Below are 12,473 nucleotides of genomic sequence, written 5' to 3'. Positions count from 1 at the left end.
CGGGTCGTTTCTAGCTGTCGTAGGGCGCTTCGTCATGATTATTTTGCGCCTGCGAAGGGATTTTCGCGATTTCGCGCAACAAGATGACAATGCGGCGTTTGCGGTCGATCAAGGGGCTGGCGTCGCTCGGCCGTCCGGTCCATGTGGGGCGGGATGAAACGCCGCGCCTTCCTGATCCGGACCGCCGCCGTCGGCGCCGCCGTCGCGGGCGGCCTGTGGCTGAAGGACCATGTCCTGTGGCGCAAGCCCCGGCTGAGCTTCGGAACGGACGGAAGCAGCGGCTGGTCCCCTCTCGCCGTGACGGAGACCGCGACGCCGACGGTGCGCGTGGACATGGCCGGGCGCAGCTTCGTCGCCCTGATCGACAGCGGCGCCCAGTATTCGGTGATCGACCGCGCCCTGGTGGCGGAGCTGGATCTGACCGATGTCTTCGACATGCCGCTGGTGGCCTATGGCGTCGGCGGCCGGCCGCAGGTCGGGCGGGGGACGACGCTCGCCATCACGGTCGGGGACCTGAGGATAGAGGGGCTGCGCGCGGCCATTCTGGATCTAGGGCCTCTGGCGCGCGAAGAAGGTCTGGGTGCGCCCCTGATCCTGGGCCAGGACGTCCTGGGCGAGGCCGTCCTGGATATCGATATGAAAGGGCGGCGGGTGCGGCTGACGCGTCCGGACGCCCATGTCCCGCCGCCGTCGGTGCGGCCCCTGGCGGTTCGACGATCCGGGACCGCCCTGACGACCGAGATCGTGGTGGAAGGGACGCCTTTGACGGCGGTGATCGACACGGGCTCCTCGGCCCTGGCTGCTCTCAGCCGTTCGGCGGCCGAGGCGGCGGGCCTGCTGGACGGACGGCCGGAGCGGTCGGGATCCAGCATCGTCCTGGGCGGATTGACGTCGGCCCGGGTGGTCGAGGCGCGCCGGGTCGTGGTCGGCGACGAGGTCTGGAACGGGACGGAAGTCCATGTCTACGCCGATGCGCCCCTGCCCAACTATCCACGCGCGCTGCTGGGCATGGCGGCCTTCGCCGACCGACAGGTCGTGCTGGACCTGGGCAGGGGACGACTGCATCTCTCGTCGGAGATGGACCTGATGGTCGGACCGCCCGCCTGACGATAGGTTACAATGCTCGGCTGTTCAGGGCGGCTGATCGGCGTAAACTCATGCGCCGATGACCGATGTCGCCGCCCATAGCGCGCCCGTTGCGGCGGGCCGCCGTCTGGACAGCCTCGACCTGCTGCGCGGCTTCGCCCTGTGCGGCATCCTGTTGGTCAACATCATCTCCATGGGCGGGATCTGGGAAGCCTATGTTCCCGACTCGGCGCCCAGCCTGAACAATCCCGACTGGATCGCCTGGCTGATCCAGCATGTCTTCCTGCAGGGGTCGATGCGGGGGTTGTTCACCCTGCTGTTCGGCGCGGGCATGCTGCTGATCACCCTGAGGGGCGGCGGCAAGGGCACGATCGAGTCGGCCGACGTCTATTTCCGACGGTGCATGATTCTGCTGGCCCTGGGCGTGATCAATGTGACCGTCCTGCTGTTTCCCGGCGACATTCTCTATGTCTACGGCCTGTCGGGCTTTTTCCTTTTCGCCTTCCGCGCGGCCCGTCCGAGGACGCTGATCCTGACTTCCGTCCTGTTGATCGCCCTGCTGACAGGCGTGCAGGGGGCGGGCGCCTACAAGCGAGCGATGGAGACGCGCGAGGGCCGCGCCGTGGCCGAGAGTCATCTGCCGCCCGAACGGCTTCAGCCTGCGCAGAGGGAATCCCTAGACGCCTATCAGGCGGCTGTGGCGGCGCGGCATCCTTCAATGGCGGCCCAGGCCGAGCAGGCGGCCCAACGCACCGGCGGCCCTGTCAGCCTGCTGAACTGGAGCCTGCACACCTGGATCGACTACGCCGCCTCCAGCTACACCATCATCCTAGTCATGGAGTGCGTGGCCTTCATGCTGCTGGGCATGGCCCTCTTCAAGCTGGGGGTCTTGGGCGGCGGGCGCAGCCTGGGCTTCTATCTGTTGCTGACGGTCGGGGGCTATCTGATCGGCTGCGCCGTCAATGGAGCGCAGGCGGCCTCCCTGTGGCGGCACGACTTCTCGCCGGAGCTGTGGCTGACGCGGGCCAGTTATGAGATCGGACGGCTGGGCGTGACTCTGGGCCACGTCGGCCTGGTCCTGACCCTATGGAAGCTGGACGTGCTCGGCTGGGTCGGCGTCGGCCTCAAGGCCATGGGGCGGATGGCCCTGAGCAGCTATCTGGCCCAGTCGGCCGTCACCTCCCTGCTGTTCTACGGCCTTGGCCTGTGGGGGCGGTTCGACTGGTGGGGCCTATGGAGCATAGCCGCCGTCATCTGGGTCGTGCTGGCGATCGGCAGCCTGTTGTGGCTGAGGGTCTTCGCCTTCGGGCCGATGGAATGGATACTGCGGTTCGTCGCATACGGCCGCATCCCTCCGCTGCGTCGCAGCCGGGGCTGAAAGGCGAGGTCGTGTCCTCGACTATAGACCGGCGAAGGTGTCGCAGGAGGCGGGATCGCCGCTCTGATAGCCGCGTTGCAGCCATTCGACCCGCTGGGCCGAGGAGCCGTGGGTGAAGCTTTCCGGCGAGACGCGTCCGCCCCCGCGACGTTGCAGGGTGTCGTCCCCGATGGCCTGGGCGGTCTTCATGCCTTCTTCCAGGTCGCCGGGCTCCAGCGCCACCTGGCCGCCAGAGACGGCGCCGGCGTTCCTCGCCCAGACCCCGGCGTAACAGTCGGCCTGGAGCTCCAGCGCGACGGAATATTTGTTGCCCTCGGCCTGCGACCGCGCAGCCTGTTGGGCGCGCTGCACCTGTTCCGTCGCGCCCGTCAGGTGCTGGACGTGGTGGCCAAACTCATGGGCGATGACATAGGCCTTGGCGAAGTCCGCGCCGGACGCGCCCAGCTTGCTTTCCATCTCGCGCCAGAAGGACAGATCCAGATAGACCTTCTGGTCGGCCGGGCAGTAGAAGGGGCCCATGGCCGCCTGGCCGTAGCCGCAGCCGGTCTGGGTGCCCTGTTCATACAGGACGGTGGTCGGCGGGGTGTAGCCGCGCAGCTTGGTCTTCCACACGTCATTGATATTAGTGCCGACCACTTCGACGAACTGGCCGGCCTGATCCTCGGGCGTGCCCGTCTTGCCGGCCTGCTCGGCCTGGCCCGCGCCGCCGAACTGGCTGGCCAGCTGCTGGGTGGTGTTGGGGTCGATGCCGAAGACGAAATAGCCGATGGCCGCCAGCACCATGACGCCGATGCCGCCGCCCGCCACGGCGCCGCCGCCCATGCCGCGCCGATCCTCGATGCCGCCGCCGCGCCGTCCGCCCTGCCAACGCATGATGTCGTCTCCGCCCTGAAATCTCGCTCGAAGCTAGGCTGAAACGCAGGGGCGGGGGAAGGGATGCAATTGTAACGGGCGGTCAGTGCGGACGGCGATCCAACCAGGCGTCGATCTCGGCAAGGCCGCTCCGCGTCGCATCCAGACGGGTCGGCTCCACAGCGTTCGCGGCGGGCGCGACGGCGAACGGACGGGCGTAGGCGGTTTGCGGGAGAGAGGACGGAGCAGGCGCGCGCGCCGCCTCCAAGCGTTGAAGCGTCAGTTGCGTCTGCAGCCGCTGCTGTTGCGCCAGGACTTCGCGTTGATCGGCCAGGGCGCGTAGGCGCTCCATCTCGAACCTGTGCTGATCGGCGATGGCCGAGATGGGGTCGCGCACCGCCGATCCAGGACGCGACGCATCAAGCCAGGCCTGAGCCTGGGCTGGAGCGGACAGGACGGCCGGCAGAAGGGCCAAGGCTGTCAGGAAGGCGAGCAAGCGCGTCATGAGCGAAACATGGGCGTCGCGCCGACATCCGCCAAGCGTGGCCCTAGACGGCGAAGCTGACGCCGCAACCGCAAGAGGACGAGGCGTTCGGGTTGCGCACAACGAATTGCGCGCCCGCCAGTTCGTCGACGAAGGCGATCTCGGAGCCCTTGAGGAAGGGGATGGAGACGGGGTCGATCACCGCCGCCTGACCGTCGCGGCGCACGACCAGGTCATCGGCCTCGGGCTCATCGACCAGTTCCAGCCGATACTGGAAGCCGGAGCAGCCGCCGCCGTCGACGGCGACGCGCAGCATGACCGGTCTGCCCTCGGTCTCGGCCAGCCGGGCCAGGCGCTTGGCCGCGCTCTCGGCCAGGACGATGCCTTCCGGGGCGCGGGCGGAAACCGAAAGCGACAGGTCGCGGGCTGATTCTGTGGATTGGACGGTGCTCACGGCTCTCTATATGAGGAGCTGACAGGCGTTCGCAAAGGCCTGTGTCGCAATAGAAGTGCTGTCCGCCTTGAGCCAGACCCGCGCGTCCTTCGCCGAAGACCCCGCCGCCAGCCGCGGCCGCCATGTTTTCGAGCCCGCCAGCCGCACCCGCACCCCCTTCGCCCGCGACCGCGACCGCATCATCCACGCGACCGCTTTCCGCCGTTTGAAGGAGAAGACCCAAGTCTTCGTGGCGCATGAAGGCGATCATTACCGCACCCGCCTGACCCACAGCCTGGAGGTGGCCCAGATCGCCCGGTCTCTGGCCCACGCCCTGCGGCTGGACGACGATCTGGCGGAAACCATCGCCCTGGCCCACGACCTGGGCCATCCGCCCTTCGCCCACGCCGGCGAGGACGAGCTGCAGGCCCAGATGGCCGACTTCGGCGGCTTCGACCACAATGTTCAGAGCTTCCGCGTCATCACTGAGCTGGAGGTCCGCTATCCCAAGTTCGCTGGTCTGAACCTGAGCTGGGAGACGGTCGAGGGGGTCATCAAGCACAACGGACCCGTGGTCCATCGCCTGGACGACCCGGCCTGGGCGGCCGTGCGCGCCTATGCGCCCGGCGGATCGGCGGACTGGGACCTGCGGCTGGACACCTTCGCCTCGCTGGAGGCCCAGTGCGCGGCCATCGCCGACGACATCGCCTACAACAATCACGACGTGGACGACGGGGTGCAGGCGGGGCTCTTCACCCTGGCCGATCTGGCGGACGTGCCCCTGATCGGGCCCTGCCTGGCCGAGGTGCGCCGCGACTGGCCCGCGCTGGATGACCGCATGGTGCGTCTGGAAGCCGTGCGCCGGATGATCGGGATCATGGTCGACGACGTCCTGGCCGAGACGGAGCGTCGCCTGGCCGAGCATCGCATCGTCACAGTCGAGGACGTGCGCACGGCGCCGCGCACCCTGGTCCAGTTCTCCGAAGGCATGACGGCTGAGCTGGCCGTGCTGCGCCGCTTCCTGTTCGAGCGCATGTATCGCCACTATCGGGTCAACCGCACCCGCAGCCAGGCGCGCCGCGTCCTGGCCCAGTTGTTTCACCTCTTCATGGAAGAGCCGGAGGTCATGCCGCCCGAATGGTCGGCCCCGGCCCTGACCGACGATCGCGCCCTTAGGGCGCGCGCCGTCTGCGACTACATCGCCGGCATGACCGATCGATACGCCATAGAGGTGCACGGCAAGCTGTTCAGTCTCGACCTCGCGCTCGATCTGTGATTCGAAAGCGGCCGCAGGCGGGGTAGAGTGCAGACTCCACGCGCCGATTCGCGCGGGGCCGATCCAGAAAGCGCGACCATGTCCTACGACGACGATCACCGAGGCAATCCGAACGCCGGCCGCGACCGGGGCGCCTATACGCCCCCGACCGACGACGACCTGCCCTTCACGCGCGGGGGCTACGACCCGCGTCGCGCACCGGCCGCCAAGTCGCCGCCCATCACCCTGATCGTCAGCGCGGTGGTCCTGCTGCTGCTGATCGTGGTCGTGGTGCTCTTCTATCGCTCCGGCGTCCGTTCCTCGACCGACACCCCGCCCGCCGTGGGAACGCCCGTCGAAAGCATGAAGGTCGAGGCGCCGCTGGACGCCCAGCCGATCGATCCGGAAGCGGGCGTGCGCGTCTATCGCGACGGCGGCGAGGCGGCCGACGCCGCGCCGACCTTCACCCCCGGCCCGGAAACGGTCGAGCCGCGTCCCGCGCCTCAGCCTCTGCCCGCCGCGCCGACGACCCTGCCGCCCGCCGCACCGGCGGCGACCACGCCCGCGCCGGTCGCTCCGGCCAAGCCCGCGCCCGTGACCCCGGCGCCGGCGCCCAAGGCGACGCCCGCTCCGACGGCTCCCGCTCCCGCCGCCGCGAGCGGAACCTCGGGCGTTCAGATCGGCGCCTTCTCCTCGACGGCCATCGCCGACCGTGAATACGCCGCTGTGGCGTCGCGCTTCGGTCAGTACGCTTCGGGCGCCGAGAAGCGCGTGCAGGAAGTGACCGCCGCCAACGGCTCGACCGTCTATCGCACCACCTTCACCGGCATGAGCCGCGAGCGCGCCGTCGCCTTCTGCAATGCGCTGAAGGCCGCGGGCCGTGACTGCATCGTCCGCTAAGCGTCCGGACGAGAGCGACCGCATGACCTCCGCCGCCATCTACGGCTGCTCCGGCCACCGGCTGACGACGGAGGAGCGCGCCTTCTACGCCGAGACCAAGCCTTGGGGCTTCATCCTGTTCCGCCGCAACGTGGACAGCCCGGATCAGGTGAGGGCGCTCGTTTCCGAGCTGCGCGACAGCATCGGCCGCGACGACGCCCCCGTCCTGATCGACCAGGAAGGCGGCCGGGTCCAGCGCCTCGGCCCGCCGCACTGGCCCAAGTATCCGCCGGGGTCCGCCTATCTGAAGGCGGTCAACGACCCGATGGCGGCGCGCGAACTGGTGCGTCTGGGCGCGCGTCTGATCGCCCATGACCTGCGCGCGCTGGGCATCACCGTCGATTGCGTCCCGGTGCTGGACGTGCCCGTGCCCGGCGCCCACGACATCATCGGCGACCGCGCCTACGCCCAGGATCCGGCGACCGTGGCCCAACTGGGCCGGGCGGCGGCGGAAGGCCTGCTGGCCGGCGGCGTCCTGCCCATCATCAAGCATATCCCCGGCCACGGCCGCGCCTTCGCCGACAGCCACCATGACCTGCCGGTGGTCGAGGAAGACCTGGCGACCCTGGACGCCTGGGACTTCGCTCCGTTCAAGGCCCTGTCGGACATGCCCATGGCCATGACGGCCCACGTCGTCTTCACCGCCGTCGATCCCAAGCGCCCGGCGACGACCTCGAAGAAGGGCGTCCGCCTGATGCGCGAGCATCTGGGCTTCTCCGGCCTGATCCTGTCGGACGATCTGTCGATGCAGGCCCTGTCCGGAACCCTGACCGAACGGGCTGAGCAGTCGCTGAAGGCGGGCTGCGACGTCGTGCTTCACTGCAACGGCGATCTCGGCGAAATGCGTCAGGTGGCTGGGGGGACCGGCAAGCTGAAGGGCGAGGCCAGGCGCCGCGCCGAGGCCGCGCTGGCCCGCATCGTCCATACGCCCGAGCCGCTGGACGCGGTCGAGGCGCGCGCTCGGCTGGAGGCGGCCCTGAACGGCCGTTTCGCAGCCGCCAAGGGGCCGGACGTCGGCGAGGCCCAGGCGCCGGATCCGGCCTGACATGATGGATCAGGCGTTCCAGCCCAATCTGGACTTCGCCGCCGTCGATGACGCTGACGCCGCCGAGGCCTTCGTCGTCGATCTGGAGGGTTATGAGGGGCCGCTGCACGTTCTGCTGGCCCTCGCGCGCACGCAGAAGGTGGACCTGCTGAAGCTGTCCATCACCAGGCTGGCGGAACAGTATCTGGCCTTCGTTCACGAGGCGCGGCGGCGCAACTTCGCCATGGCCGCCGACTATCTCGTGATGGCGTCGTGGCTGGCCTATCTGAAGTCGCGCCTGCTGTTGCCGCGCAACGAAAAGGGCAAGGCGGAGGAGCCCCCGGCCGAGGAAATGGCCGCCGCCCTGGCCTTCCGTCTGCAGAAACTGGAGGCCATGCGCCGTTCGGTCGAGGCCATCACCAGCCGCCCGCAGCTGAAGCGCGACGTCTTCACGCGCGGCGACCCGGAAGCCACCGTCATCATCCCCTCGGACCGGGTGGACGCCAGCCTCTATGAGCTGATGGCCGCCTATGTGGCCCAGCGCCGTCGCGAGGAGCGCCGCAAATACGCGCCGGGTCAGCGGGTCGAGGCCTTTCAGCTGGAGGCCGCGCGCGACTGGCTGCGCGCCATGATGCCGCGTCTGGCCGACTGGACCCCGCTGGATCAGGTGGCGCCGGCGCGCGAGGACGATGACGGGGAGGGTCCCAGCCAGGCCAGCTATACCGCCTCCACCCTGTCGGCCAGTCTGGAACTGGTGAAGGAGGGGGCCATGGACGTGCGCCAGGCCGAGGCCTTCGCCGACCTCTTCCTGAAACGTCGCGGCTTCGGCCAACCGCTGGAGCTGACGCCGTGAGCCTGACCTTCAAACCAGACGAGGCCGAGATCGAACGCCGAGTCGAGGCCCTGTTGTTTGCCGCCGCCGCGCCGCTGTCGGCCGCCGACATCGGGCGCCGTCTACCGGAAGGCGCCGATGCGGGCCGGGCCATCGCCGCCTTGCGCCAACGCTATCAGGGTCGGGGCGTCGAACTGGAATGCGTGGCCGACCGCTGGCGTTTCCGCACGGCTCCGGACCTCGGCTTCCTGATGACCGAGGAGCGGGAAGAGCCGCGCCGCCTGTCCAAGGCCGCGCTCGAGACCCTGGCCATCATCGCCTACCACCAGCCCTGCACCCGCGCCGAGATCGAAAGCGTGCGCGGCGTCTCCCTGTCCAAGGGGACGCTGGACCTGCTGCTGGAGATGGACTTCGTGCGCCTGCGCGGACGCCGCCGCACGCCGGGGCGGCCCGTCACCTACGCCACGACCGACCGCTTCCTGGAGCATTTCAGCCTGGCCAGCCTCTATGACCTGCCCGGCGTGCAGGAGATGAAGGCGGCGGGCCTGCTGGATCTGTCGATCCCCGTCGGCTTCGAGGTGCCGGATCCGACCCGCAGCGGCGACGTGGAAGGGGAGGATCTGTTGACCGGGCTGGACGAGTCGTCGCCCGAGTTCGCCCAGGATTTCGTCAGCGAGGACTAAGAGTCGCCGGATAGACAGCGGCGCATCGCCACGGCTTAGGTCGGAGAAGAGATAATCCTTCTTGTTTCAATGGTTTGGGGGGATTGCTCCCTATCTTGACCTTCGAGCCCCTCGCCTATAGGTTCCGCGCCGAATTCAGACCTGTCCCGATGTCTTGTCGGGGCGCTGAGCGCACAGGCCATGTCCCCAACGATGGAATCGCGCGAAGAGGCGATCAAACGTCTCAACGAGCAGGCCGATGCGCTCAAGGCCCGGGCCGTGCCGACGCCTCCCGACTATGGGGCGAACGCGGCGGGCTACGGCTATCGCCTGATGGGCGAGATGATCGCCGGCCTGGCGGTCGGTCTGGGGCTGGGGTGGGGTTTCGATCTTCTGGTCGGGACCATGCCCTGGGGAATTATCGCCGGAACCCTGATCGGTTTCGGCATGTCGATCTGGCTGGCGCTTCGTTCAGCCCGAAAGATGAGTGCGGCCGCGCTGAAGGAAATGGGGCCTCCCCAGGATCTTCCCGATGACGAGGTCGAGGACGAGCGGAATTTCTGACCAAACCGTCGCACGGCGGTTTGGCCTTTTGACTTAGGAGACCGGGCGGCATGGCCGATCCGATGCACCAGTTCCAGATCAGCAAGGTTGTTGATCTTCCGGCCGTCAATGTGCCGGGTCTCGGCATGGTTGATCTGTCGATCACCAACTCGACGATGGCGATGATCGTCGCCGCCGTGCTGATCACCCTGTTCTTCGCCGCCGTGACGGCCAAGCCCAAGCTGGTGCCCGGACGTCTGCAGGTCGTGGGCGAAGGGGCCTTCGCCTTCATCGACGATCTGGCCACCTCGATCATGGGTGAGCAGGGGCGCGCCTTCTTCCCCTTCATTCTGACCCTGTTCGTCTTCATTCTGGCGCTGAACCTGCTGGGCATGTTCACGGTCTTCACGGCTACGTCTCAGGTCGCCGTCACCGCCACCTTCGCGGCCCTGACCATCCTGCTGGTCATCGGCGTGGGCTTCGCCAAGAACGGCATCAAGTTCTTCAAGCTGTTCGCCCCGACCGGCGTGCCGTGGTACCTGCTGGTCCTGGTGACGCCGATCGAGTTCATCTCCTTCCTGCTGCGCCCCGTGTCGCTGGCCCTGCGTCTGTTCGGCAACATGCTGGGCGGCCACGTGGCGATGAAGGTCTTCGCCGGCTTTGTGGTTTCGCTGGGCGCCTTCGGCATCGTCGGCATCCCTGGCGCGGTTCTGGCCATGGGCGGCGTGGTCGCCATCACGGCGCTGGAGTTCCTCGTCGCCTTCCTGCAAGCTTTCGTTTTCGCCGTTCTGACCACGGTCTATCTGAACGACGTCGTGCACCTGGATCAGCACTAAAGCCGGTCCAGCCCGCCACCACCCCTCTTCTTTCAATCCATACAACCAGGAACAAAAGTTATGGAAGCTGAAGCCGCAAAATACATTGGCGCCGGTCTCGCCACCCTCGGCATGATCGGTTCGGCGCTGGGCGTCGGCCTGATCTTCTCGGGCTTCCTGCAAGGCGCGACCCGTAACCCTTCGGCCGCTCCGGGCCAGTTCACCAACCTGATCCTGGGCGCCGCCCTGGCCGAAGCCCTGGGCATCTTCGCCTTCGTGATCGGCCTGCTCTGCCTGTTCGCCTAAGTCGAACCGCGTATCTGGGCGGCGGCGCGGTCATTACGACCGTTCCGCCGCTCGCGTCTTTCTGAGATCACCGGATAGAGCCCATGGCCGCCCCTATCGCGAGCGCCGCCTCGCAAGACCCGACCCAGCCTGCGCCGACCGTCGCCGTTCAGAACGGTGAAGTCGCGCCCGTGGCCGCCCCCGAGGCGACCCATCAGGCCGAAGTCGCCCACGGCGACGCCCATGGCTCCGGCGGTCTGCCGCAGCTGGAGATGCAGCACTGGGCCGGCCAGATCGTCTGGCTGCTGCTGATCTTCGTCGTCCTCTATATTCTGCTGTCGAAGGTCTTCCTGCCGCGTCTGCGCGCTGTTCGCGACGAACGCGCCGGCACGATCGCCAGCGCCGTCGACGCCGCTCGTCAGGTCCAGGCCGAGGCCTCGGCTCAGGCTGAAGAAGCCAAGGCTGAAGTCGCCAAGGCCCGCGCTGATGCGCGCGCCACTGCGGCCGCCGCCAAGGCGCGCGTCACTCAAGACGCCGCTGCTCGCCAGGCCGCCGAGGAATCCGTCGTCAACGCCCGTATCGCCGAGGCGGAAACCGCTATCGGCAAGACCCGCGACGCCGCCATGGCCAATGTTTCCACTATTGCTTCCGACACCGCCCGCGCCATGGTCGAGCGTCTGACCGGCAAAGCCGCCACCGCCGCCGAAGCTGACGCCGCCGTCAAGGGAGCCGCCTGATGCCCGCCTTCTTCCATCCTGAGTTCTGGAACCTGTCGAACGCCGAGTTCTGGGTCGGCGTCGGCTTGGTGATCTTCCTGGGCATTCTGGTTCTGGCCAAGGTGCCGGGCGCCATGGCCAAGGCTCTGGACGCCCAGGGCGAGAAGATCCAATCGGAACTGGACGAAGCCGCCCGTCTGCGCGCTGAGGCTGAAGCCATGCTGGCTCAGATCCGCCAGGAGAAGGCCGAGGCTGAAGCCCAGGCCGCTGACATGCTGGCCGCCGCCGAAGCTGATGCTCGCCGCATCGAGGTCGAGGCCAAGGCCAAGCTGGAAGAAACCCTGGCGCGCCGTCAGGCCCTGGCCGAGCGTCGTATCGCCCAGGCCGAAGCCCAGGCCACGACCGAGGTGAAGGCCGCGGCCGCCGACCTGGCCGCAAAGGCTGCTCAGGACATCCTGACGGCCCGTCTGGCCGCTGCGAAGAGCGATCCGCTGATCGATGCCGCCATCAGCCAGATCGGCGCCAAGCTGAACTGATCCCGTCAGGGAAGGCTGCTAACATCAGGCCCCGCCGTCGCCGGCGGGGCCTTTTGCATTCGGAGGCGCCTTTATCCGGCGCCGGGGCTGGTGAGCCTGGACTCAGTGAGCCGGGGCGCCGTCGACGAAGGCCGCCGCGCGTTTCTCGCGCGCCAGCATCCGGGCGTAGACATTGCCCATCACCCCGCCGAAGATCATGTGGGTGATCAGCATCCAGGCCAGGGTGCCGAAGCCCGCGCTGCCGGTGAAGGTGCGCGGATCGCCGATGATGGTGATGATCAGCATCATGGCCACCCAGGCGGCCACGGCGAACAGGATGCCGCGGGTCTCTGGCGTATTGGTCGGCAGGCGGGAATAGGCGATCGCGAACAGCGGACCCAGGACCAGCGAACCGACGATGAAGTGAAGCACCCATCCCGCCAACAGGTTGCCGGGCATGCCGAACATGCGCGCGACGATTTCGGGGAAGGGATCGAATACCTTGGCGAACAACAGGTTGGCCGCTTCAAGGATGGAAACAACGAGGGTCGCAACAAAGCCCGCGATGATTCCCGGTTTTACGCGTGACATCATGAGAAGAGCGCCTCCCAACGCCATCTGCTTTTGACTTACGCAAGGGGAAGCATACGCCGT

General features: G+C 67.9%; 16 protein-coding genes. 12 read left to right on the top strand and 4 right to left on the bottom strand.

Annotated features, from left to right (window positions below):
* The first annotated feature begins 153 nt into the window (after nt 1-153).
* Entirely contained in the window at nt 154-1,107 is a 954-nt protein-coding gene (locus ABIE19_RS15005) for a retropepsin-like aspartic protease (protein ID WP_354090020.1), read from the top strand.
* 58 nt (nt 1,108-1,165) lie between these two features.
* On the top strand, nt 1,166-2,464 hold the full coding sequence (locus tag ABIE19_RS15000) for a DUF418 domain-containing protein (RefSeq protein ID WP_354090019.1): 1,299 nt from the start codon (nt 1,166-1,168) through the stop codon (nt 2,462-2,464).
* A gap of 21 nt (nt 2,465-2,485) precedes the next feature.
* Here the strand turns inward: ABIE19_RS15000 and ypfJ are convergent, their stop codons facing one another.
* The 3 genes from ypfJ to erpA form a co-directional block, all read right to left on the bottom strand.
* Complete coding sequence (ypfJ, locus tag ABIE19_RS14995; protein ID WP_354090018.1) at nt 2,486-3,337, bottom strand: KPN_02809 family neutral zinc metallopeptidase; 852 nt, start codon at nt 3,335-3,337, stop codon at nt 2,486-2,488.
* Between the two features lie 82 nt (nt 3,338-3,419).
* Complete coding sequence (locus ABIE19_RS14990; RefSeq protein ID WP_354090017.1) at nt 3,420-3,821, bottom strand: hypothetical protein; 402 nt, start codon at nt 3,819-3,821, stop codon at nt 3,420-3,422.
* Between the two features lie 43 nt (nt 3,822-3,864).
* A complete protein-coding gene (gene erpA, locus ABIE19_RS14985; protein ID WP_354090098.1) occupies nt 3,865-4,218 on the bottom strand; it encodes an iron-sulfur cluster insertion protein ErpA in 354 nt (117 codons plus the stop codon).
* Nucleotides 4,219-4,321: 103 nt separating this feature from the next.
* On the opposite strand from erpA, the gene ABIE19_RS14980 reads away from it, so the two are divergent.
* The 10 genes from ABIE19_RS14980 to ABIE19_RS14935 all read left to right on the top strand — a co-directional run bounded on the left by ABIE19_RS14980 (nt 4,322) and on the right by ABIE19_RS14935 (nt 11,840).
* Nucleotides 4,322-5,509: a deoxyguanosinetriphosphate triphosphohydrolase gene (locus tag ABIE19_RS14980; protein WP_354090016.1), complete on the top strand. Its 1,188-nt coding sequence runs from the start codon at nt 4,322-4,324 to the stop codon at nt 5,507-5,509.
* 78 nt (nt 5,510-5,587) lie between these two features.
* The gene (locus ABIE19_RS14975) at nt 5,588-6,388 is read left to right on the top strand and encodes an SPOR domain-containing protein (RefSeq protein ID WP_354090015.1); all 801 of its coding nucleotides are present in this window, start codon (nt 5,588-5,590) and stop codon (nt 6,386-6,388) included.
* A gap of 22 nt (nt 6,389-6,410) precedes the next feature.
* Nucleotides 6,411-7,472 carry a beta-N-acetylhexosaminidase gene (nagZ, locus tag ABIE19_RS14970; RefSeq protein WP_354090014.1) on the top strand — a complete coding sequence of 354 codons (1,062 nt, stop codon included), beginning with the start codon at nt 6,411-6,413 and terminating at the stop codon, nt 7,470-7,472.
* A gap of 4 nt (nt 7,473-7,476) precedes the next feature.
* Entirely contained in the window at nt 7,477-8,304 is an 828-nt protein-coding gene (locus ABIE19_RS14965; RefSeq protein ID WP_354090097.1) for a segregation and condensation protein A, read from the top strand.
* On the top strand, nt 8,301-8,966 hold the full coding sequence (scpB, locus tag ABIE19_RS14960; protein ID WP_354090013.1) for an SMC-Scp complex subunit ScpB: 666 nt from the start codon (nt 8,301-8,303) through the stop codon (nt 8,964-8,966). The genes ABIE19_RS14965 and scpB overlap by 4 nt, the downstream gene beginning before the upstream one ends.
* A 192-nt stretch (nt 8,967-9,158) precedes the next feature.
* Nucleotides 9,159-9,509 carry an AtpZ/AtpI family protein gene (locus ABIE19_RS14955; RefSeq protein ID WP_354090012.1) on the top strand — a complete coding sequence of 117 codons (351 nt, stop codon included), beginning with the start codon at nt 9,159-9,161 and terminating at the stop codon, nt 9,507-9,509.
* Nucleotides 9,510-9,559: 50 nt separating this feature from the next.
* Nucleotides 9,560-10,324, top strand: coding sequence for a F0F1 ATP synthase subunit A (locus tag ABIE19_RS14950; protein ID WP_354090011.1), 765 nt, complete (start codon nt 9,560-9,562; stop codon nt 10,322-10,324).
* Between the two features lie 60 nt (nt 10,325-10,384).
* Nucleotides 10,385-10,609: a F0F1 ATP synthase subunit C gene (locus tag ABIE19_RS14945; protein ID WP_105562970.1), complete on the top strand. Its 225-nt coding sequence runs from the start codon at nt 10,385-10,387 to the stop codon at nt 10,607-10,609.
* A gap of 83 nt (nt 10,610-10,692) precedes the next feature.
* Nucleotides 10,693-11,325 carry a F0F1 ATP synthase subunit B family protein gene (locus ABIE19_RS14940; RefSeq protein ID WP_354090010.1) on the top strand — a complete coding sequence of 211 codons (633 nt, stop codon included), beginning with the start codon at nt 10,693-10,695 and terminating at the stop codon, nt 11,323-11,325.
* Nucleotides 11,325-11,840 (top strand): F0F1 ATP synthase subunit B, encoded by a 516-nt coding sequence (locus ABIE19_RS14935; protein WP_354090009.1) that lies wholly within the window; start codon nt 11,325-11,327, stop codon nt 11,838-11,840. The genes ABIE19_RS14940 and ABIE19_RS14935 overlap by 1 nt, the downstream gene beginning before the upstream one ends.
* A gap of 102 nt (nt 11,841-11,942) precedes the next feature.
* On the opposite strand, the gene ABIE19_RS14930 is transcribed toward ABIE19_RS14935, so the two are convergent.
* A complete protein-coding gene (locus ABIE19_RS14930) occupies nt 11,943-12,413 on the bottom strand; it encodes a DUF6789 family protein (RefSeq protein ID WP_354090008.1) in 471 nt (156 codons plus the stop codon).
* Nucleotides 12,414-12,473 lie beyond the last annotated feature (60 nt).

Source organism: Brevundimonas faecalis (assembly GCF_040549405.1).
GTDB lineage: Bacteria > Pseudomonadota > Alphaproteobacteria > Caulobacterales > Caulobacteraceae > Brevundimonas > Brevundimonas faecalis.
This window is presented reverse-complemented; position numbering and strand designations above follow the sequence as displayed.

Bases quoted from the DNA above. Each gene is read 5' to 3' on its own strand.
- ABIE19_RS14965 (WP_354090097.1), top strand. From the start codon at position 7,477: ATGGATCAGGCGTTCCAGCCCAATCTGGACTTCGCCGCCGTCGATGAC.
- ABIE19_RS14930 (WP_354090008.1), bottom strand. From the start codon at position 12,413: ATGATGTCACGCGTAAAACCGGGAATCATCGCGGGCTTTGTTGCGACC.
- ABIE19_RS15005 (WP_354090020.1), top strand. From the start codon at position 154: ATGAAACGCCGCGCCTTCCTGATCCGGACCGCCGCCGTCGGCGCCGCC.
- ABIE19_RS14955 (WP_354090012.1), top strand. From the start codon at position 9,159: ATGGAATCGCGCGAAGAGGCGATCAAACGTCTCAACGAGCAGGCCGAT.
- nagZ (WP_354090014.1), top strand. From the start codon at position 6,411: ATGACCTCCGCCGCCATCTACGGCTGCTCCGGCCACCGGCTGACGACG.
- ABIE19_RS14940 (WP_354090010.1), top strand. From the start codon at position 10,693: ATGGCCGCCCCTATCGCGAGCGCCGCCTCGCAAGACCCGACCCAGCCT.
- ABIE19_RS14935 (WP_354090009.1), top strand. From the start codon at position 11,325: ATGCCCGCCTTCTTCCATCCTGAGTTCTGGAACCTGTCGAACGCCGAG.
- ABIE19_RS14990 (WP_354090017.1), bottom strand. From the start codon at position 3,821: ATGACGCGCTTGCTCGCCTTCCTGACAGCCTTGGCCCTTCTGCCGGCC.
- ypfJ (WP_354090018.1), bottom strand. From the start codon at position 3,337: ATGCGTTGGCAGGGCGGACGGCGCGGCGGCGGCATCGAGGATCGGCGC.
- ABIE19_RS14975 (WP_354090015.1), top strand. From the start codon at position 5,588: ATGTCCTACGACGACGATCACCGAGGCAATCCGAACGCCGGCCGCGAC.
- ABIE19_RS15000 (WP_354090019.1), top strand. From the start codon at position 1,166: ATGACCGATGTCGCCGCCCATAGCGCGCCCGTTGCGGCGGGCCGCCGT.
- ABIE19_RS14945 (WP_105562970.1), top strand. From the start codon at position 10,385: ATGGAAGCTGAAGCCGCAAAATACATTGGCGCCGGTCTCGCCACCCTC.
- ABIE19_RS14950 (WP_354090011.1), top strand. From the start codon at position 9,560: ATGGCCGATCCGATGCACCAGTTCCAGATCAGCAAGGTTGTTGATCTT.